Origin of the sequence: Nocardiopsis changdeensis, assembly GCF_018316655.1 — a bacterium.
GTDB lineage: Bacteria > Actinomycetota > Actinomycetes > Streptosporangiales > Streptosporangiaceae > Nocardiopsis > Nocardiopsis changdeensis.
In genome coordinates this window covers 6,981,077-6,999,185 of the sequence record NZ_CP074133.1, presented here as the reverse complement: position 1 = coordinate 6,999,185, position 18,109 = coordinate 6,981,077, and the positions used below count along the sequence as shown (strand labels likewise).

The 18,109-nt window shown below is 74.2% G+C and carries 17 protein-coding genes and 1 tRNA gene; 13 read left to right on the top strand and 5 right to left on the bottom strand.

Annotation, left to right across the window (positions count from 1 at the left end; translation table 11 throughout):
* The first annotated feature begins 7 nt into the window (after positions 1 to 7).
* The 8 genes from KGD84_RS31390 (at position 8) to KGD84_RS31355 (ending at position 9,633) form a co-directional block, all read left to right on the top strand.
* A complete protein-coding gene (locus KGD84_RS31390; RefSeq protein WP_220563907.1) occupies positions 8 to 724 on the top strand; it encodes a L,D-transpeptidase family protein in 717 nt (238 codons plus the stop codon).
* 328 nt (positions 725 to 1,052) lie between these two features.
* A complete protein-coding gene (locus KGD84_RS31385) occupies positions 1,053 to 2,063 on the top strand; it encodes a hypothetical protein (RefSeq protein WP_255646915.1) in 1,011 nt (336 codons plus the stop codon).
* A 519-nt stretch (positions 2,064 to 2,582) separates the two neighbouring features.
* Positions 2,583 to 3,002 (top strand): hypothetical protein, encoded by a 420-nt coding sequence (locus KGD84_RS31380; protein WP_220563906.1) that lies wholly within the window; start codon positions 2,583 to 2,585, stop codon positions 3,000 to 3,002.
* Between the two features lie 381 nt (positions 3,003 to 3,383).
* The gene (locus tag KGD84_RS31375) at positions 3,384 to 6,167 is read left to right on the top strand and encodes a DEAD/DEAH box helicase family protein (protein ID WP_255646914.1); all 2,784 of its coding nucleotides are present in this window, start codon (positions 3,384 to 3,386) and stop codon (positions 6,165 to 6,167) included.
* Positions 6,168 to 6,262: 95 nt separating this feature from the next.
* Positions 6,263 to 7,918: a choice-of-anchor I family protein gene (locus KGD84_RS31370; RefSeq protein WP_220563905.1), complete on the top strand. Its 1,656-nt coding sequence runs from the start codon at positions 6,263 to 6,265 to the stop codon at positions 7,916 to 7,918.
* 244 nt (positions 7,919 to 8,162) lie between these two features.
* On the top strand, positions 8,163 to 8,573 hold the full coding sequence (locus tag KGD84_RS31365) for a VOC family protein (RefSeq protein WP_220563904.1): 411 nt from the start codon (positions 8,163 to 8,165) through the stop codon (positions 8,571 to 8,573).
* 27 nt (positions 8,574 to 8,600) lie between these two features.
* Positions 8,601 to 9,065, top strand: coding sequence for a helix-turn-helix transcriptional regulator (locus tag KGD84_RS31360; protein WP_220563903.1), 465 nt, complete (start codon positions 8,601 to 8,603; stop codon positions 9,063 to 9,065).
* 88 nt (positions 9,066 to 9,153) lie between these two features.
* Positions 9,154 to 9,633 carry a pyridoxamine 5'-phosphate oxidase family protein gene (locus KGD84_RS31355; RefSeq protein WP_220563902.1) on the top strand — a complete coding sequence of 160 codons (480 nt, stop codon included), beginning with the start codon at positions 9,154 to 9,156 and terminating at the stop codon, positions 9,631 to 9,633.
* On the opposite strand, the gene KGD84_RS31350 is transcribed toward KGD84_RS31355, so the two are convergent.
* Positions 9,620 to 10,858, bottom strand: a complete 1,239-nt coding sequence (locus KGD84_RS31350) for a metal-dependent hydrolase family protein (protein ID WP_220563901.1) — start codon at positions 10,856 to 10,858, stop codon at positions 9,620 to 9,622. The genes KGD84_RS31355 and KGD84_RS31350 overlap by 14 nt on opposite strands.
* 191 nt (positions 10,859 to 11,049) lie before the next feature.
* Here KGD84_RS31350 and KGD84_RS31345 point away from each other — a divergent pair, with 191 nt between their 5' ends.
* Positions 11,050 to 11,676 carry a VOC family protein gene (locus KGD84_RS31345; RefSeq protein ID WP_220563900.1) on the top strand — a complete coding sequence of 209 codons (627 nt, stop codon included), beginning with the start codon at positions 11,050 to 11,052 and terminating at the stop codon, positions 11,674 to 11,676.
* A gap of 196 nt (positions 11,677 to 11,872) precedes the next feature.
* Positions 11,873 to 11,948 (top strand) — tRNA-Arg (locus KGD84_RS31340).
* A gap of 193 nt (positions 11,949 to 12,141) precedes the next feature.
* On the opposite strand, the gene KGD84_RS31335 is transcribed toward KGD84_RS31340, so the two are convergent.
* Complete coding sequence (locus KGD84_RS31335; protein ID WP_220563899.1) at positions 12,142 to 12,342, bottom strand: hypothetical protein; 201 nt, start codon at positions 12,340 to 12,342, stop codon at positions 12,142 to 12,144.
* A 411-nt stretch (positions 12,343 to 12,753) separates the two neighbouring features.
* Between KGD84_RS31335 and KGD84_RS31330 the strand changes: the two genes are divergently transcribed.
* Positions 12,754 to 13,413 carry a DUF6518 family protein gene (locus KGD84_RS31330; RefSeq protein ID WP_220563898.1) on the top strand — a complete coding sequence of 220 codons (660 nt, stop codon included), beginning with the start codon at positions 12,754 to 12,756 and terminating at the stop codon, positions 13,411 to 13,413.
* A gap of 18 nt (positions 13,414 to 13,431) precedes the next feature.
* On the opposite strand, the gene KGD84_RS31325 is transcribed toward KGD84_RS31330, so the two are convergent.
* Positions 13,432 to 14,682, bottom strand: a complete 1,251-nt coding sequence (locus KGD84_RS31325; protein ID WP_220563897.1) for an aspartate aminotransferase family protein — start codon at positions 14,680 to 14,682, stop codon at positions 13,432 to 13,434.
* A 177-nt stretch (positions 14,683 to 14,859) separates the two neighbouring features.
* Between KGD84_RS31325 and KGD84_RS31320 the strand changes: the two genes are divergently transcribed.
* Both KGD84_RS31320 and KGD84_RS31315 read left to right on the top strand, forming a co-directional pair.
* The gene (locus tag KGD84_RS31320; protein WP_220563896.1) at positions 14,860 to 16,323 is read left to right on the top strand and encodes an NAD-dependent succinate-semialdehyde dehydrogenase; all 1,464 of its coding nucleotides are present in this window, start codon (positions 14,860 to 14,862) and stop codon (positions 16,321 to 16,323) included.
* Positions 16,324 to 16,379: 56 nt separating this feature from the next.
* Complete coding sequence (locus KGD84_RS31315; RefSeq protein WP_220563895.1) at positions 16,380 to 16,610, top strand: type II toxin-antitoxin system Phd/YefM family antitoxin; 231 nt, start codon at positions 16,380 to 16,382, stop codon at positions 16,608 to 16,610.
* Here KGD84_RS31315 and KGD84_RS31310 read toward each other — a convergent pair.
* On the bottom strand, positions 16,607 to 17,281 hold the full coding sequence (locus KGD84_RS31310) for a GntR family transcriptional regulator (RefSeq protein WP_220563894.1): 675 nt from the start codon (positions 17,279 to 17,281) through the stop codon (positions 16,607 to 16,609). The two genes, KGD84_RS31315 and KGD84_RS31310, sit on opposite strands and share 4 nt — an antisense overlap.
* 57 nt (positions 17,282 to 17,338) lie before the next feature.
* Entirely contained in the window at positions 17,339 to 18,091 is a 753-nt protein-coding gene (locus KGD84_RS31305; protein ID WP_220563893.1) for a maleate cis-trans isomerase family protein, read from the bottom strand.
* Between the last annotated feature and the right edge of the window lie 18 nt (positions 18,092 to 18,109).

The following is an 18,109-nucleotide window of genomic DNA, read 5'->3' as shown; positions in this document are numbered from 1 at the left end:
GAGACGTATGGCAACCCCCCGAACACCCTCCGTCCCGTTCCTCCGACGACCGGCCCGGCTCCTGGCGGTGCTGACCGCCGCGCTGCTGGGCGCCCTCCTGCTCGCTCCCCCGCCCGCCGACGCCGCCGTCCGCGAGCTGCGCAACGGCGACTCCGGGCGGGCCGTCGCGGCGCTCCAGGAGCAGCTGCTCGACCTCGGCTACTGGCTCGACGGCGCCGACGGCGAGTTCGGGCCCCACACCGCCCAGGCCGTGCTCGCCCTCCAGAAGGCCGCCGGGATCGACCGCGACGGCGTGGTCGGCCCCGACACCCGGGCCGCCCTGGCCGACGGGGTCCGACCATCGGCGACCTCCTCCGGTGACGCGCTGGAGATCGACCTGGAGCGCCAGCTGCTGCTGGTGGTCTCCGGCGGGGAGGTGGAGTACACGCTCAACACCTCCACCGGATCCGGCAGGCCCTACCTCGGCTCCGACGGCTCCGAGCGGATCGCGGTCACCCCCACCGGCACCTACACGGTGTTCCGGCAGGTGTCCGGCTGGGACCCGGGCCCCTACGGTGCGCTGTACGCGCCGATGTACTTCAACGGCGGCATCGCCGTCCACGGGTACCCGAGCGTGCCGGCGCAGCCGGCCTCGCACGGCTGCGCGCGGGTGAGCCTGTCGGCCATGGACTGGCTGCGGGAGGAGGGGCATATCGCGGTGGGCACCACCGTCGTCGTCCGCTGACCGCCGGCGGACGCCCGCGGGGCCGGGACGCGCTCCCGGCCCCGCGGCCCCCGATCACTCCCGGGGCGGGCCCCGCCCCGTCCCGGGGACTACCGGCGACGCCCCTCCCGCCCGGGGCCGCCTGCCCGGACCGAGCGGGTCGCCGGTGGCAGTCCAGCCGGGGCCGTCCACCCTGCGGCCGCCCTACCGGTGGCCATCGCACCGGTGGCCGGACCGCCCGCGGTCGGTTCCGCGGCGTTCATCCGCCGATGGGATGGCCGCCGACGCCCGCGGGAAGGAGTGCAGACTGCCGGGCGGAGGGACCGCCCGGTCCGCGAAGGGAACCGCGATGCCTTTCCTGATCGCCACCGCGCCCGGCCGCGCCGACCGCCCCAACGAGGACTTCGCCGCGGTGTCCGCGCGCTGCGCGGTGCTGCTGGACGGGGTGAGCGGGCCGCCCGACGGCGCCGACGGCTGCTCCCACGGGGTGGCCCGGCACGTCCGGCGGCTGGGCGCCCTGCTGCTGGCGGGCATGGACGCCGGGCTGCCGCCGCGCACCGCGCTGGCCGAGGCGATCGGGGCGGCGGCCGCTCTGCACGCCGACACCTGCGACCTCGCCCACCGGGACACCCCGTCCGCCACCGTCGTGGCCGTCCGCCTCCACCCCGGCGGCGACCCCTCCGGCCCGGACACGAGCGGCGCGGCGGTGCCGGACGGCAGGCCCGGCACCGGGGCGCCCCCGGCGGAGGGCATGGCCGGGCCAGGGTGGCTGGAGTACCTGGTGCTGTCCGACTCCGTGCTCCTGATCGCCGACCCCCGCCCCCTTCCGGGCGAGGGGTCCGAGCCGCGCGCTCCCGCCGGTGAGGCGCCGGATCCCCGTCCCGATCGGGGCGTGCCGGAGCCCGGACCGGGACGGGGCCCGGGGCCGGATGCGCGCAGCGGCGTGGTCCGGGAGGTGAACGGGGTCGGTCTGGTGGCCGACACGCGGCTGGACGTCCTGCGGGCCGAGCTGCGCCGCCGCGGCGAGGCGGCGGGGGCGATCCGGGCGCTGCGCGGTGTCCCCGGCGGGTTCTGGACGGCGGGCTCCGACCCGCGGGCCGCCGACGAGGCGCTCACCGGGACGGCTCGCCTGGACCGGTTCGCGCTCATGACCGACGGCGCCACCCGCGCGGTGGAGGTCTTCGGCGACCTGGATTGGGGACAGGCTTTCTCCCTGGTTTCGGACAAGGGGCCGGGGGCGCTGATCGAGCGGGTGCGCGCCTTGGAGGACGCCGACCCGCAGGGGCGGGCCCACCCCCGCGGCAAGGTCCGCGACGACGCGACCGTCGTGTCCTGGACACCGGAGGGCCTTGCGCCCTAGGCGATCACGGACGGCCCGCGGGCGCGGGGGAAGCCTCGGCCGCGCCCCGGCCCCGTCGGCCGTTCCGGCGGCGGATCGCCGTCGCGGTCTCGCGATCGCCATTTCGGTTGGCCTTAATCCGGGTATTCGGATATCTCTCGTAGTGGCCACTGGGGGAGGGGAGTGGTGTCACCAGGTGGGAAGTGCGTCACGCCCATTGGTCGCCGACGACGTTTCTCCCGGCGATTCAGATGACATTCGATGGATTTGTCGAGAAAAATTCCCGAGTCTCCGTAGAGACCCCCGCGCGTCACACCTCTGTGTGGCGGAGAACGCCGGGACGCCCACGCCACAGGCGCTTTCGCCTGTCGTGTTCATCCGGTAGATTTCCCGGTAACCGAACAGTCGGGGTTACTCCACAACGTCCTCGCACGGCTTCGGTGTTCTCTCTGAACCCCCTGTTCACTTGTGCACCCCCAGGTGTCCCCTGCACGGAAGCAGCGATTGACGATCCTTCTCGGAACAAGAAATGGAGGCGGAGTGACCCCCACGGGCGTCCTTGAACCGACCGGCCCGAACCGCGCCCTCGGCGGCACCGGATGGCTGGACCGCCTCCTCTCCACCCCCGTGGCCGCCCCCGTCGAGCGCTCGCGCCCCCTGCGCGACATCGACGGGTACGAGCACCGCCCCAACCCCCTGCACGCCCGCACCACCGCCGAGTTCCTCCTCACCATGCGCCGCTACGTGGTGTGGGCCGGCGACTGGTCCTACCGGGAGCTCGAGTACCTGTGCGGCGGAGCCGTCAAACACTCCACCTTCTGCCAGGTCCTGGAGGGGGACCGGCTGCCCCGCTACGTGTTCCTGATGGCCTTCGTCACCGCCTGTGCCGGCGAGGACGAGGCCGAACGCCGCCGCTGGGTCACCGCCTGGCACCGCGTCCGCGACGCCGCCGCCAGCTGACCCCAGCCCCGCCGGCCATCCCGGGCCCCCGGGTCCGTGAGCGCCCCCGAGGTCGCTCTCCCCGAGGTGTGCGTGGGAACGCCGGTCTTCGGATTCGCGGAGTCGTGGTGCTTCGGCGCCGCCACCTGCTGTCCCCGGCCGCGCCGACCGCTTCGGATCGTTCTCCGCGACGTGTGTACGGGAGCGTCGGTCTTCGGATTCGCGGAGTCGTGGTGCTCCGGTGCCGCCGCCCACTGTCCCCGGCCGCGCCGACCGCTTCGGATCGTTCTCCGCGACGTGTGTACGGGAACGCCGGTCTCCGGTACCGCCGTTCCGGACCCGCGGCGGTCCCCGCCACCCCTCGCCCCACTGGGTGGGGCGTGCCGCCGCTACCGTGGACGGGTGTCCCCAGTCACGGATCCCCCCGACCTCCGGCCCTACCAGCGCGAGGCGCTGGAGGCGGTCGCCGCGCGCTGGGAGGCCGGGGAGCGGCGCACGTGGATCGTTCTCCCGCCGGGCGCGGGCAAGACCCTCGTCGGCCTGGCGGCCGCCCGCCGTCTCGACCGCCGGACCGTCGTCCTCGTGCCCAACACCGCCATCCAGGGCCAGTGGATCCGGACCTGGGACTCCCTGCGCCCCGAGGGCGACGACCGCACCGCCGGGGTCGAGCGCGACCTCTCCCACCACGTCACCGTCCTGACCTACCAGTCCCTGGCGGTGTTCGACCCCGACGCCGAGACCGACGAGGAGGGCGGCGGCCGCGCCTCCGTGCGCGACCGGCTGCACCCCAATGGCCGCGCGCTCGTCGAGGCCCTGCACGACGCCGGCCCCCTCACCGTGCTGCTCGACGAGTGCCACCACCTGCTCCAGGTGTGGGGGCGCCTGCTCTCCGAGGTCCTGGACGACCTCCCCGACGCCCACGTCATCGGCCTGACCGGGACCCCGGCCACGAACCTCACCGCCGCCGAGCGGGCCCTGGTCGACCGCCTCTTCGGCGAACCCGTCACCGGGGCCTCCATCCCCGCCCTGGTCCGCGCCGGCTACCTCGCCCCCTTCGCGGAACTGGCCTACCTCACCACGCCCACGCCCACCGAGCTCGCCTACCTCAAGGACCAGGGCGAGCGCTTCTCCCGGATGTGCGACGAACTGCTCACGCCGGGCTTCGCCACCACCGACCTGCTGCCCTGGATCGACGCCCGGTTCGTGAACCGGGACGCCGCGGAGGGCGGGCGCGTGCCCTGGTCGCGGATCGCCGCGGCCGAGCCCGCCCTGTCCGACGCCGTGCTGCGCCTGCACCACGTCGGCCTGTGCGACCTCCCGGAGGGCGCCCGCCCCTTCGAGGCGCACCGCCGCCCGCCGACCGCGGCCGATTGGATCGCCCTCATCGACGACTACGCCAAGCGCTGCCTGCCCCCGGACACCGCCTCCGAGCGCGACCGCGAGGCCCGCGAGCGCCTGCGTGCGGCCCTGCCCGCGATCGGCCACCACCTCACCCGCAACGGCGTTCGGCGCGGCGTCTCGCCGGTGGACCGGGTGCTGGCCCGCAGCGACTCCAAGGCCCACGCCACCGTCGAGATCCTCGCCGCCGAGAACGCGGCCCTGGGGGAGCGGCTGCGCGCGCTCGTCCTGTGCGACCACGAGCACGCCTCGTCTCGACCGCCCGCCGCCCTGCGCGGCATCCTCGACGCCGACGCGGGATCGGCCCGGCTCCAGCTCACCACCCTGGCCGGGGACCCCCGCACCGACCTCCTCGACCCGGTGCTGCTCACCGGCCGCACCGTGGCCATGGCGCCGGGCACGGCCATGGTCTTTTTGGAGTACGCCCGCGCCGAACTGCCCGGCGCCGACCTCGCCGCCGTCGACCGCCCGGACGGGCTGTGCGACATCGAGGGCTCCTGGTCGCCCCGCGTCAGGGTGGGCGCCGTCACCCGGTTCTTCGAGTCCGGCGGCTCGCGCGTCCTGGTCGGCACCCGCGCCCTGCTCGGCGAGGGCTGGGACGCGCGCGGCGTGAACACCGTCGTGGACCTGACCACCGCGACCACGCCCACCGCCGTCGTCCAGAGCCGCGGCCGCGCGCTGCGCCTGGACCCGTCCTGGCCGGAGAAGACCGCGCACACCTGGACGGTCGTGTGCGTCTCCGGCGAGCACCCGCGCGGGGACGCCGACTGGGACCGGTTCGTCCGCAAACACGAGGGTTACCTGGGCGTGGACGCCGACGGCGAGGTGATGAGCGGCGTCGCCCACATCGACCCCTCCCTGTCCCCGTACGCGCCGCCCGACGACCCCGGCGGGCTGAACCGCCGCATGCTCGACCGGATCGGGCGCCGCGACCTCACCCGCGAGCGCTGGCGCCTCGGCGAGCCCTACGAGGACTTCCTGCTCCCCACCCTGCGCGTGCGGAGGCGGCACGCCCCCGCCGTCCGCGGCGTGGACGTCGCCCTGCCGGACCCGCCCCGGGTGCTGCCGGGGGACCGGGGCGTGTTCCTGCCGGGTGCCGGCCTGTCCGGGGCGCTGCCGGCCGGGTTCCCGGGCGCGGTCCTGCCCCTGGCGGCCCTCATCGTCCTGCTGGTCGTGTTCTCGGGGATCGCACCGCTCGGGTTCCTGCTCGCGGCCGCGGCGACCGCGGCCGTGATACCCGTCCTGTTCCGGGTCCGGAGGGCCGCCCGCGTGCGCCGGGCCCGCGAACTGATCGCCGAGGCGGCCGGACCCGACGACGCGGTCCGCTACGCCTGCGCGGTCGCCGACACCCTCCGGGGGATGGGGCGTTCCGCGACCGGTGCCTCGGGGGTGCGGGTCCACATCGACACCGACGGCGTGTACCGGTTCACCCTCCCCGACGCCGCCGAGGACTTCGCCACCGCCCTGGAGGAGCTGCTCGGCCCGGTCTTCGGCGAGCCCGGGTACCTGATCCCCAGGCCGCTGCCGCCCGCCCCGACAGAGGCGAACGCCCGCGCCCTCCTCGACGGAACGCCGCCGGACAACCCGGTCGTCCACCACGTCGTCCCGGCGCTGTTCGGCCGCAACCGCGCCCACCTCCGGGCGTTCGAGGACGCCTGGGGGCACTGGATCGCCCCGACCCGCGCGATCCGCACCTCCACCGAACCGGGCGCGGCCCTGCTGGCCACCCACTACGGCGCCTCACCGCTGGAGGACACCTCCACCGCCCGCCGTCTCACCTGGTCCTGACCCCCGGCGCTTCACCGGGGCGACACCGGCCGTTCGGACGTACCTGGTTGGCTTCCGCCGGGCGCGTCCGCGCCCGTCCCCCGGAAGGAACCACCATGCGCAAGACCACGGCGGTGGCGGCGGCCCTGTCCGTCGCCCTCACCGGCACGGCGGCCCACGCAGACGAACACGCCGACGGCACCCCCCTCGCCCCGCTCGGCACCTACTCCACCGGCGCCTTCGACCAGGCGGCCGCCGAGATCGTCGCCCACGACCCGCGCACCCAGCGCCTGTACGTGGTCAACGCCCTGGCCGCGACCGTCGAAGTCCTCGACATCTCCGACCCCGCCGCACCGGTCAAGCTCTTCGACCTGGTCGCCCCGGGCGTCCGGGCGGCCGACGGCTCCGTGGTGGAGGAGGGCGCGGTCGCCAACTCCGTCGCGGTCCACGGCGACACCGTCGCCGTCGCCGTGGAGGCCGCGGACAAGACCGACCCCGGTTGGGTGGTCTTCTACGACACCCGCGGCAACGCCCTCAACGCCGTGCGCGTGGGCGCCCTGCCCGACATGGCGACCTTCACCCCGGACGGGCGCCTCCTCCTGGTCGCCAACGAGGGCGAGCCGAACGACGACTACACGGTCGACCCCGAGGGCTCCGTCAGCATCGTCAAGGTGAACCGCCGCCCGGCCGCGGTCACCCAGCGGGACGTGCGCACCGCCGACTTCCGCGCCTGGGACGGCGACCGCGAGCTCCCCGAGGGGGTCCGGGTGTTCGGCCCGGACCTGTCGACCGGCGAGCCGGGCACCCCGGGCCGGGTCGCCCGCAGCCTGGAGCCCGAGTACATCGTCGCGGACACCGCCTACAGCGCCCACGTGGTGCTCCAGGAGGCCAACGCGTTCGCGGTGGTCGACCTGCGCACCGCCGAGGTCACGGACATCGTCCCGTTCGGCGTCAAGGACCACCTGGAGCCGGGCAACGAGCTGGACCCCTCCAACCGCGACGGCGGCATCGACCTGCGCGGGGTCCCGGTGTACGGCATGTACCAGCCCGACGGCTTCGACATGTACCGCCACCGGGGCCGCAGCCTCCTGGTCACCGCCAACGAGGGCGACGTCCGCGACTGGGACGGCTACTCGGAGGAGGCCCGCGTCAAGGACCTCGAACTGTGCGAGGACTCCCCGCGCCTGCGGCCCTACCTCGACGCCAACGGCCTCACCACCGCCGACCTCCAGCGCGACGAGGCCCTCGGCCGCCTGACGGTCTCGGCCGCCGAGGGCCTTCGCGAGGGGGCGGACTGCCACGACGAGCTGTACTCCTTCGGCGGCCGCTCCTTCTCGATCTTCACCACCGGCGGCGACCTGGTCTTCGACTCCGGCTCCGAGTTCGAGCGCGTCATCGCCGAGGAGAACCCGGACTTCTTCAACTCGAACCACACCGAGAACCAGTTCGACGGCCGCAGCGACGACAAGGGCCCCGAGCCCGAGGGCCTCACCCTCGGCGAGGCCGGCGGCCGCGTCTACGCCTTCATCGGCCTGGAGCGGGTCGGCGGCATCATGATCTACGACGTCACAGACCCGGCCGGCGCCTCCTTCGTGGACTACGTGAACAACCGCGACTTCTCCGCGGAGCCGGGCACCCCCGAGGCCCTGGACCTGGGACCCGAGGGCCTGACGTTCATCGCGGCCGAGGACTCGCCGATCCCCGGGACGCCGCTGCTGGCCGTCGCCAACGAGGTCTCCGGCACCACCACCCTCTTCCGGGTCGACCTCTGACCCGCCGGGTGCGGGCCCGGACGGGCCCGCACCCGGTCAGACCCCGCGGCACGGAACTCCTTACCGCGCTCGACGCCGAACACCGGAGGGGCGTCCCCGCCGGGAGGGGCGCTCCCGGGGACGGCGGTGGACCGCTCCGGCGCACCCGGCCGGGGAATCGCTCGAGCCCCCGCCGCCGCGCTCCGGCCGGAGCCGGTCAGGAATCGAGAAGCGCGGCCCGGAGCAGCGGGCCTAGTCTGACGCCATGGACCTGACGATTCACACCAGCTTCCTCCCGCACGAGGACCCGGACGCGTCCCTGGCCTTCTACCGCGACATCCTCGGCTTCGAGGTGCGCAGCGACGTCGGCCAGGGCCGGATGCGCTGGATCACCGTGGGACCCGCCGGCCAGCCCGACACGTCGATCCTCCTGGCGCCCCCGGCCGCCGATCCCGGGATCAGCGAGGACGAGCGCCGTACCATCGCGGAGATGATGGCCAAGGGCACCTACGGCTGGATCCTGCTGGCCACCCGGGACCTCGACGGCACCTTCGACAAGGTGCAGGCCCAGGACGCGGAGGTCGTCCAGGAGCCGACCGAGCAGCCGTACGGCGTGCGCGACTGCGCCTTCCGCGACCCCGCGGGCAACCTGGTCCGCGTCCAAGAGGTCCGCTGAGCCGGACACCGGCGGAAAGGAGCCCCCATGTGCCGTCCCGCCTGGGGCGACGCCCGGGCCGAGGCGCAGCGCCTGGCCGACCTCGCCCTGATGCGCCGCGTCCGGGACCGGATCGACCGGGAGTACGCGCAGCCGCTCAACGTCGAGGAGCTCGCCCGCGGCGCGCACATGTCCGCGGGCCACCTCAGCCGCAGCTTCCGGCAGGCCTACGGCGAGTCCCCGTACTCGTACCTGATGACGCGCCGCATCGAACGCGCGGCGGCCCTGCTGCGCCGCGGCGACCTCAGCGTCACCGAGGTCTGCTTCGTGGTCGGCTGCTCGTCGCTGGGAACCTTCAGCACCCGCTTCACCGAGCTGTTCGGCATGTCGCCCAGCGCCTACCGGACCGCGGCCGCCGACTCGGCGCAGGGGCTTCCGCAGTGCGTGGCCAAGCAGGTCACGCGGCCGGTCAGGCGCCGGACGGAGCCGCCCCCGGGGCCGCCGGCCACCTGAGGCCCGGCCGGCGCCGCGCCTTCGACCGACACGAACGACAGGCCCCTCCCCGAAGGGAGGGGCCCGACCCGGAACCGGGGAGAGAACCTTGACGAACACGCCGCCGCGCAGCCTCCGGGACAGGATCCGGGACACCCGGGCGAGGCTGGAGGGCGACATCGACCTCTGGCTCGCGACGGCGGGAGAGGACGGCGCCCACCTCCTCCCGCTCTCCTACCTGTGGGACGGCTCCGCGCTGCTGGTCTCCACGTCCCTCGCCTCGGTCACCGGCCGCAACCTGTCGGCCGGAGGCCGGGTGCGGGTCGGCCTCGGCCCCACCCGCGACGTCGTCATGATCGACGGCACCGTCGCACGGGCGGACCTCGCCGGCCTCCCGCCGGGAACGGGGGACGCGTTCGCGGAGCGGACCGGGTTCGACCCGCGCGAACTGGACGGATACGGGTACTTCCTGATCCGGCCGCACCGCGTCCAGGCCTGGCGCGAGGTGAACGAGATGCCGGGGCGCACGCTCATGCGCGACGGCCGCTGGCTCGACGACGCCCCGGCCCCCGCCGTCAGGACCGGGTGAACGCCTCCGCCCCGTCCTTCCACACCTGCCGCACCAGCGACGGCAGCAGCGCCAGCTGGTCGGCCTCGGTGAGCTCCCCGTCCAGCACGACCGCGTCGGCGGCGTACCCCGGCGCCAGCCGGCCGACCTCCGCCCCACGGATGAGCTCCCCGGCCACGGACGTGCTCGCCCGCAGCACGTCCACCAGGCCCATGCCCAGGTCGGCCAGCAGAGCGAGCTCCTGGAGGTTGGCCCCGTGCGGGCCCACCCCCGAGTCGGTGCCCATGGCGACCTTCACCCCGGCCGCGATCGCCTTGGCCACCGACTCCCGGTGCGTGTCCACCACCCGATGGGCCTTGTCGATGACGGCCTGGGACAACCCCGAACCCGGCTGCTGCGCGCGCTCGATCACCGCCAGCGGGGCGGCCAGCGTCGGCACGAGGTAGGCGTCCCGATCGAGGAAGAGCCCGATCGCCTCCTCGTCGAGGTAGATGCCGTGCTCGATGGAGCGAACCCCGGCCCGCAGGGCGCTCTTGATGCCCTCGCTGCCCTGCGCGTGCGCCATGACGTAGGTCCCCTGCGCCGCGGCCTCCTCCACGATCACGCGGATCTCGTCCTCGGTGAACTGGGAGTGCCGCGGGTCGTCCGCGGGTGAGAGCACCCCGCCCGTGGAGCAGATCTTGATCTGGTCGGCGCCCGCCCGCAGGATCGTGCGCACGGTCTTGCGGACCTCCTCGACGCCGTCGGCCACCCCCGAGGGGCGCCCGGGGTGCGGGGCCAGCATCGGTCCGTCGGCCCCCGACGGCAGCCGCGTGTCGCCGTGCCCGCCGGTCTGGCTCATGATCGTGACCGCGATCCGCAGCCGCGGCCCGGGGATGACACCCGACTCGACGGCGACCTTGGCCCCCAGGTCGGTGCCGCCCGCGTCGCGCACGGTCGTCACCCCGGCCTCCAGCGTGCGCTTCAGGTACGCGGCCGAGTTGTAGAACTGGAGCGAGAACGGTTCGGCGAACGCGTTGAGCGAGCCCGCGTGCTGTGTCGTCATGTGCACGTGGAGGTCGATGATGCCGGGCAGGACGGTGCTGCCGGTCGCGTCGACCGTGCGCGCGTCCGGGTACCGGGCGGCCAGGTCCGGGCCGACCTCGAGCACGGTGTCCCCGGCGAACGCGACGTCCGCCCGCGGCAGGAAGCCCTCTCCGTCGAACACGCGGGCTCCGGAGATGATCACGGTGGCTGGTGTGGACATGTCTCTCCCTGTGTTCCCGTCGCATCCGGGGGTCGCGCGCCCGTGTGCGACGGGGGTCACACGAACGGCGTGGACCCACGTTCTCGCACCGCCCCGCCGTGCGCGCGGCCAGGGGTGGCCCAAGGAGCCGCCGGACGACCGGTCAGGAATCGAGAAGCGCCGGGAGGGGGCCGGCTTCTAGCGTTGTGACCATGACGAACATCGCTTCCATCACCCTCGACGCGGCCGACACCGAGGCCGCCGACCGCTTCTACGCCACCGCCTTCGACCTGGGCGGTCTGGTCCGCACGCGCACCGCCGCCGAGCCCGCCTCGGGCTTCCGCGGGTTCACCCTGTCGCTGATCACGTCCCAGCCCGCCGACGTCGACGTCCTCTTCGAGTCCGCGCTCGCCGCGGGCGCCACGGTCCTCAAGCCCGCCGCCAAGTCGATGTGGGGATACGGCGGCATCGTCCAGGCCCCGGACGGGGCGATCTGGCAGCTGGCCACCTCCGCCAAGAAGAACACCGGGCCGGCCACCGGGAAGGTGGACGAGGTCGTGCTCCTGCTGGGGGTGGAGGACGTGGCCGCCACCAAGAAGTTCTACGCCGGCCGCGGCCTGACCGTGTCCAAGAGCTTCGGCCGCTCCTACGCGGAGTTCGCCACCGACCCGGGCTCGGTCAAGCTGTCGCTCTACCGGTGCCGCGCCCTCGCCAAGACCATCGGCGTCGACCCGCAGGGCAGCGGCCCGCACGGTCTGCTGATCGGCGGCGACATCGGCTCCTGCGCCGACCCGGACGGCTTCGCCTGGCAGGCCCCGGCCACGGCCGACGCCTCCTGACCGGCCCCCGGCCGCACCCGCCGAAGGGCCCGGTCGACGACCGGGCCCCGGCCCCCTTCGCCCCGAGCGCGGCGCCGGGCCCGGATGGCGGGGGTCACACGCATAAATGGCGCGAAGCCACTCCTGCACCGTGATAGAGTCGGAGACGTCGCCAGGGAGGACACGGTCCGCCAGGGCGACGACAACTGAACAACCTGCACTCGTAGCTCAATGGATAGAGCATCTGACTACGGATCAGAAGGTTGGGGGTTCGAATCCTCCCGAGTGCGCCACCATGAGACAGTGGAGAAGCCGCCCGACCTGGGAGACCAGGGCGGGCGGCTTCTTTTGTGCCGCCCCGCGCGAAGGCCCCGTCAGGGCCGCATCGCACGTTCACCGCCCACGGGCCGGACCGCGGGCATCCGCGTCCGGGCGGCGTCCACGGCTTCGGCGGCCCCGGCGACGCGAACGGCCGACGGGCGGACCTCACCCGCCCTCCCAGGCGCTGGAGAGGCGCCGCCGCCACCAGAGATCGGCACGCCACTGGCGGTCGTGGGCGAACGGGTCCGGCAGAGTCCTTCGGAGGTACAGGGCGTCCAAGGCGGCCACACGGCGCCCGAGTTCGGATCGGGCCCTGCGGGGCAGCTCCCGCATCACCGCGTCGAGGACGTCGCGGGCGTGCCTCACATCGTCGTAGGAGCAGCCGCGGCACGAACATAGGGCGTTCTGCGGATAGCGGGGGCGCCTTCCCGGCGGCGACGAGAACGCCCTGTAACGGCGCAGGGCACGGCTCGTGGCGCCGAGAAAGAGGTAGGGGTCCTTCGAGAGCCCTTCGCCCCGATGGATCAGAAGGCTGGTGCGGGCGGAGAGCCCGCGGATCCGTACCGGGGGAGGGTCTTCCCAGAAGCGGATCTCCGGCTGCCGTTCACGCAGCTTTCCCGGCCGTCTACGCGGCATCGGCCTTTCGGGGTGTGGTCATGGCCGCCATGGTGCCAGATCTCCCGGACCGGCGCCATGGCCGGGGAGGGGCGGTGCGCAGCCGGTGCACACGGTTCGGGACCGGGAACCAGTGGGCGGGGAGGACGCGATAGGCCGTGTATGAGCACCGAAACCGCGCCCGTGCAGGACCCCGCCCCCGAGCGGGCGGTCCCCCTTTGGGCCCTGCTCCTCCTGTCCGGGATGGGCGGCCTCATCATCGGCCTCGCCACCATGGTCGCCCAGGGCCTGCTGCCCGACGCCGTGGCGTGGCTCGGCAACTCCGCCGCGGTCTGGTCGGCCGCCGCGTTCGCCGCGGGGGCGGCCGGCGCCGCCGCCCGCCCGTGGGCGTGCGCCGTGGCCGGGCTGCTCACCCAGTGGGGGGCGGTGATCGGCTACTACGGATCCGCCTCGCTGCTGTGGCTGGGCGCCCAGGACCTTCACGCGCCGCTGGTGTGGATGGCCTGCGGCGCGCTGTCCGGGCCGGTGTTCGGGCTGGCCGGGGCCGTGTGGCGGAACCGGGACGGCTGGTGGCGGGCGGCCGCGGTGGGGCTGCTCGGCGCGGTCCTGGCCGCCGAGGGCGTCTTCAAGCTCGCGAACTGGGAGCACTTCACGCACATGCTCGGGACGGCCTGGTCCCAGGCACTGCTGGGTCTGGCCGTCCCCCTGCTGCTGGGCGGGAGCGGGTGGGCGGGCCGGGCGCGGGCGCTGGCGGTGTTCGCCGTCCTGGTCCCGCTCGGGCTCGGGTTCTTCATGCTGGTCGACCTCGCGCTCATGGCCTGACACCCGCCCCCGCCCCGGCTACGCCGAGGCCTCGGCCACCGACGCCTCCCAGACGGCGAGCGCCGCGTCGACCTGCTCGCCGTCGACGATGAGCGGCGGGATCATCCGCACCACGTTCCCCGCCGGACCGCAGGTCAGCAGCAGCAGCCCGTTGCGGACGGCGGCCTGCTGGGCACGCAGCGCCGCGGCGCCGTCGGGGCGGCCGTCGGTGGTGAACTCGCTGGCCAGCATCAGCCCCCGGCCGCGCACGTCGCCGATCAGCGGCGAGGCCGCCGCCACCTTCTCCAGGCCCTGGCGCAGCCGCTCGCCCATGCGGGCGGCGTTGTCCACCAGCCCCTCCTCCTCGATCACGTCGAGGGTGGCCAGCGCGGCGGCGCACGAGACGGCGTTGCCGCCGTAGGTCCCGCCCTGGGAGCCGGGCCAGGCCTTGGCCATGACCGCCTCGGGCGCGGCGATCGCCGACAGCGGGAACCCGCTGGCCAGGCCCTTGGCGGTGATGACGATGTCGGGGACGATCCCGGAGGGCTCGTGCCCCCAGAACGTCCCGGTGCGCCCGAACCCCGTCTGCACCTCGTCGACGACCAGCAGGAACCCGTGCGCGTCCGCGCGCTCGCGCAGCCCTTGGAGGAAGGCGTCGGGGGCGGGGACGTACCCGCCCTCGCCCAGGACCGGTTCGATGAACACCGCCGCGATGTCCTGCGGCGAGGTCACCGTGATGAGCAGCTCGTCGAACTCCCGCAGGGCGTACGCGACGGCGTCCGCCTCCGACATCCCCAGCCGGTAGGCGTAGGGGAAGGGGGCGACGACCACCCCGGGCACCAGCGGCCCGATGCCCGCGCGGATCTTGGTCCCGGAGGTGGTGAGCGACGCCGCGCCCATGGTCCGGCCGTGGAACGACCCCTGGAACACGACCGCGTTCTGGCGCCCGGTGGCCTGCCGGGCCAGCCGCAGCGCCGCCTCCACGGCCTCGCTCCCGGAATTGACGTAGAACAGCCGGTCGATCCCGGCGGGCAGCACCCCGCCCAGGCGCTCGGTGAGCTTCAGCAGCGGGCGGTGCAGCAGGGTCGTGTACTGGCCGTGGACGAGTGTGGCCACCTGCTCCTGCGCGGCGGCCACCACCCGGGGGTGGCAGTGGCCGGTGCTCGTGACGCCGATGCCGGCGGTGAAGTCGAGATAGCGGCGGCCGTCCTCGTCGTAGATGTGGGCGCCCTCGCCTCGTGCCGCGACCACCGGAGTGGCCTGCTTGAGGACAGGGGAGAGCTCCGCCATGCGATGCCTCGTTTCGTTGTCGCGCGGTTCCGTAGGATTGTCGACAATCGACACGGCTATGGAAACATCCGGCCGCGGCGGTGTCCAGGGGGCGCACGCCGGGCAGGTCTGACCCAACGGCACCGGGCCGGCGCACGGCCGCGGGGCCCGCACGATGGAGAACCGGGAGCTGTGAACATGTCGGATCGGGAAGCACGGGTCGTCGCACAGGTGGAGAAGCGCCTGTTCATCGGAGGGCGCTGGCGCGACGCCGCGTCCGGGGCGGCCTTCGAGGTGGAGGACCCCTCCACCCGGGAGGTGCTCTGCACCGTCGCGGACGCGGGCAAGGAGGACGCGCTGGCCGCGCTGGAGGCCGCGCACCGGGCCCAGCCGTCGTGGGCGCGCACGGCGCCGCGCGAACGCGGGGAGATCCTGCGCCGCGCCTACGAGCTGCTCATGGAGCGCCAGGAGGACCTGGCCGTCCTCATGACCCTGGAGATGGGCAAGCCCCTGGCCGAGGCGCGCGGCGAGATCGCCTACGCCGCCGAGTTCCTGCGCTGGTTCTCGGAGGAGGCGGTGCGCGTCGAGGGCGGGTTCGCCACCTCGCCCGACGGCAAGTCCCGGTTCCTGATCATGCGCCAGGCGGTCGGGCCGTGCATGCTCATCACCCCGTGGAACTTCCCGATGGCCATGGGCACCCGCAAGATCGGCCCGGCCGTCGCCGCGGGCTGCACCATGGTCCTCAAGCCCGCCCACCAGACGCCGCTGTCCGCGCTGGCCCTGGCGGGGATCCTCGCCGAGGCGGGGCTGCCCGAGGGCGTGCTGAGCGTCATCCCCACCACCGACCCGGGGGCGGTCACCGAGCCGCTGCTCAGCGACGGCCGCATCCGCAAGCTGTCGTTCACCGGCTCCACCGCCGTGGGCCGACGCCTGCTGGAGCAGAGCGCGGGCCAGGTGCTGCGCACCTCCATGGAGCTGGGCGGCAACGCGCCCTTCCTGGTGTTCGACGACGCCGACCTGGACGCGGCGGTGGACGGCGCGATGCTCGCCAAGATGCGCAACATCGGCGAGGCGTGCACGGCGGCCAACCGCATCTACGCCCAGGCGGGGATCGCCGAGGAGTTCTCCCGGAGGCTGAGCGAGCGCATGGGCGCCCTGCGCCTGGGGCGCGGCCTGGACGACGGGGTGGACGTGGGCCCGCTCATCGACGACAAGGCCCGCCAGAAGGTGCAGCACCTGGTGGACGACGCCGTCGAACGCGGCGCCACCGTCCTGGTGGGCGGCGGTCCGGGCGACGGCCCGGGCCACTTCTACCGGCCGACGGTGCTGGCGAACGTGCCGTTCGCCAGCGAGCTGTCCACCACGGAGATCTTCGGTCCGGTCGCCCCGGTGCTCACCTTCGAGACCGAGGAGGAGGCGCTGCACGCCGCCAACGACACCGAGTTCGGCCTGGTCAGCTACCTCTACACCCGCGACCTCAACCGGGCGCTGCGGGTGAGCGAGGCCCTGGAGACCGGCATGGTCGGCCTCAATCAGGGCGTGGTCTCCAACCCGGCCGCCCCGTTCGGCGGCGTCAAGCACTCCGGCCTGGGCCGCGAGGGCGGCCGCGTCGGCATCGACGAGTTCCTCGACACCAAGTACGTGGGGATCGGCGGCCTCTGAACGCGCGGGGGATCTTCGCCCGTGGAGAGTTGTACAACTTCTTGTACAATTCATTCATGAGCGCGAAGATCCCCACCGTCCTCGGAGTCGCCGAGGCCCGCACCCGCCTGCCGGAACTCCTCGCCGAGCTGTCCGCGGACCCCGGGCACGAGCCGATCGTGGTCGGCGCCTACCGCAGACCGCAGGGCGTGCTCATCTCTCCGGCCGAGTACGAGCGCCTCACGGCCCTCGACGCCGCCGACCGCCTGCGCCGCGCGGAGGCGTCCGGCGGCGCCGACCGTTCCTAGGGGGCGGGCGGGGCGCCGTTGTTGATGCGGGCGACGGTGTCGGTCATGTGGGTCTCGATGAGGTGCAGCAGCCGCTCCTCGGCGCCGTCGGCGATGGCGTCGAGGAGGCGCCGGTGCTCCTCCAGCAGCTCGGCGGGCTCGGGGTAGACCTCCTGCATCACGGTGAGGCACATCCGGGTCTCCACCAGCAGGGTCTGCGCCATCCGCTCCAGGCGGCCGTTGCCGGAACAGCTCACCAGGGTCCGGTGGAACTCCTGGTCGGCGTCGCTCATGGCGCGCCGGTCGCCGGTGGCGGCGGCCTCGGCCAGGCGCTGCACCGCCGGGGTGAGCCGGGCGACGGCCTCGCCCCGGTTGCCGCGCATGATCAGCTCGCAGGCGGTGCGCTCCACGGCCAGCCGCGCCACGTAGATGTCGCGCACGTCGTCCGGGGTCAGCTCGCGCACGAACAGCCCGCGGTGGCGCTCGCTGCGCAGCAGGCCCTCCTGGACGAGCCGCTGCATGGCCTCGCGCAGGGGGCCGCGGCTCACCCCCAGCCTCCCGGCCAGGTCGGCCTCGCCGAGCTGGTCCCCCGGGGCGAGCGAGCCGTACATGATCGCCGAGCGCAGCTGCTCGGCGATGAGTTCGGCGGTGGACCTGCGGGGAACGGGGGTGAGTTGACCGTGGGCGGGCATGTTCCGCCTCCTTTTCGATGTTCTCGCCGACCTCCGGGCACGCGGATCGCCCGGGGATCAGACCTGCGGCAGCATACTCGCGACCTCGGCGGCCCCGGTACGGAAGAGCCGCCCCGGACCGTTCGCCCGCGGCCGGGCGTCGCCGGCCAGGCGCAGCCCCTCCCAGACGCTCACCTGGTTGGCCGTGAGCACGGTCTTGCCGAGCAGGGCCTCCAGCGGCTCGATCAGGTGCGCGCTGTGCAGGGCGGTGTCCGGGACGAGCACGGCCCCCGCGCGCGGGTGGTCGTTGGAGATGACGAAGTCGACGACCTCGTCCGGGTCGAGGTGGGCGACCTCCGCGGCGGTGGCGATGCCGTGGCTGGCCAGGGACACCACCTCGACCCCCGCCGCGGCGAGGAAGCCGACGAACCGGCCGGCCACGTCCTCGGGGTACGTGGCCGCGACCGCCACCCGGGACACCCGCAGCCCGACGAGGGCGTGCACGAAGGCCCACGAGGTGCTCGACGCCGGCGTCCCCGCCGCCCGCCGGACCCACTCGACCTGGCGGAGCGACCCCTCCGGGCCGTACACGAAGCTCCCGCTGGTGCAGGCCCAGACGGTGGCGTCCACCCCCAGCGCCGCCGCCTCCCGGGCGCCCTCGGCCAGTACGTCCTCGCCGCCGATGTCGAGCAGCGCGTCCACGCGGTGGGCGTCCTCGCGCATCAGGGTGTGCACCACGGGCAGCTCGACGCCGCCGCCGAGCAGGCCCTCGTAGGCCTTGTAGTCGCTCTCCGCGCTGTGCCCCGGGTAGAGGAATCCGACGCGGGTCATGGTGTCCTCCTCACTGTG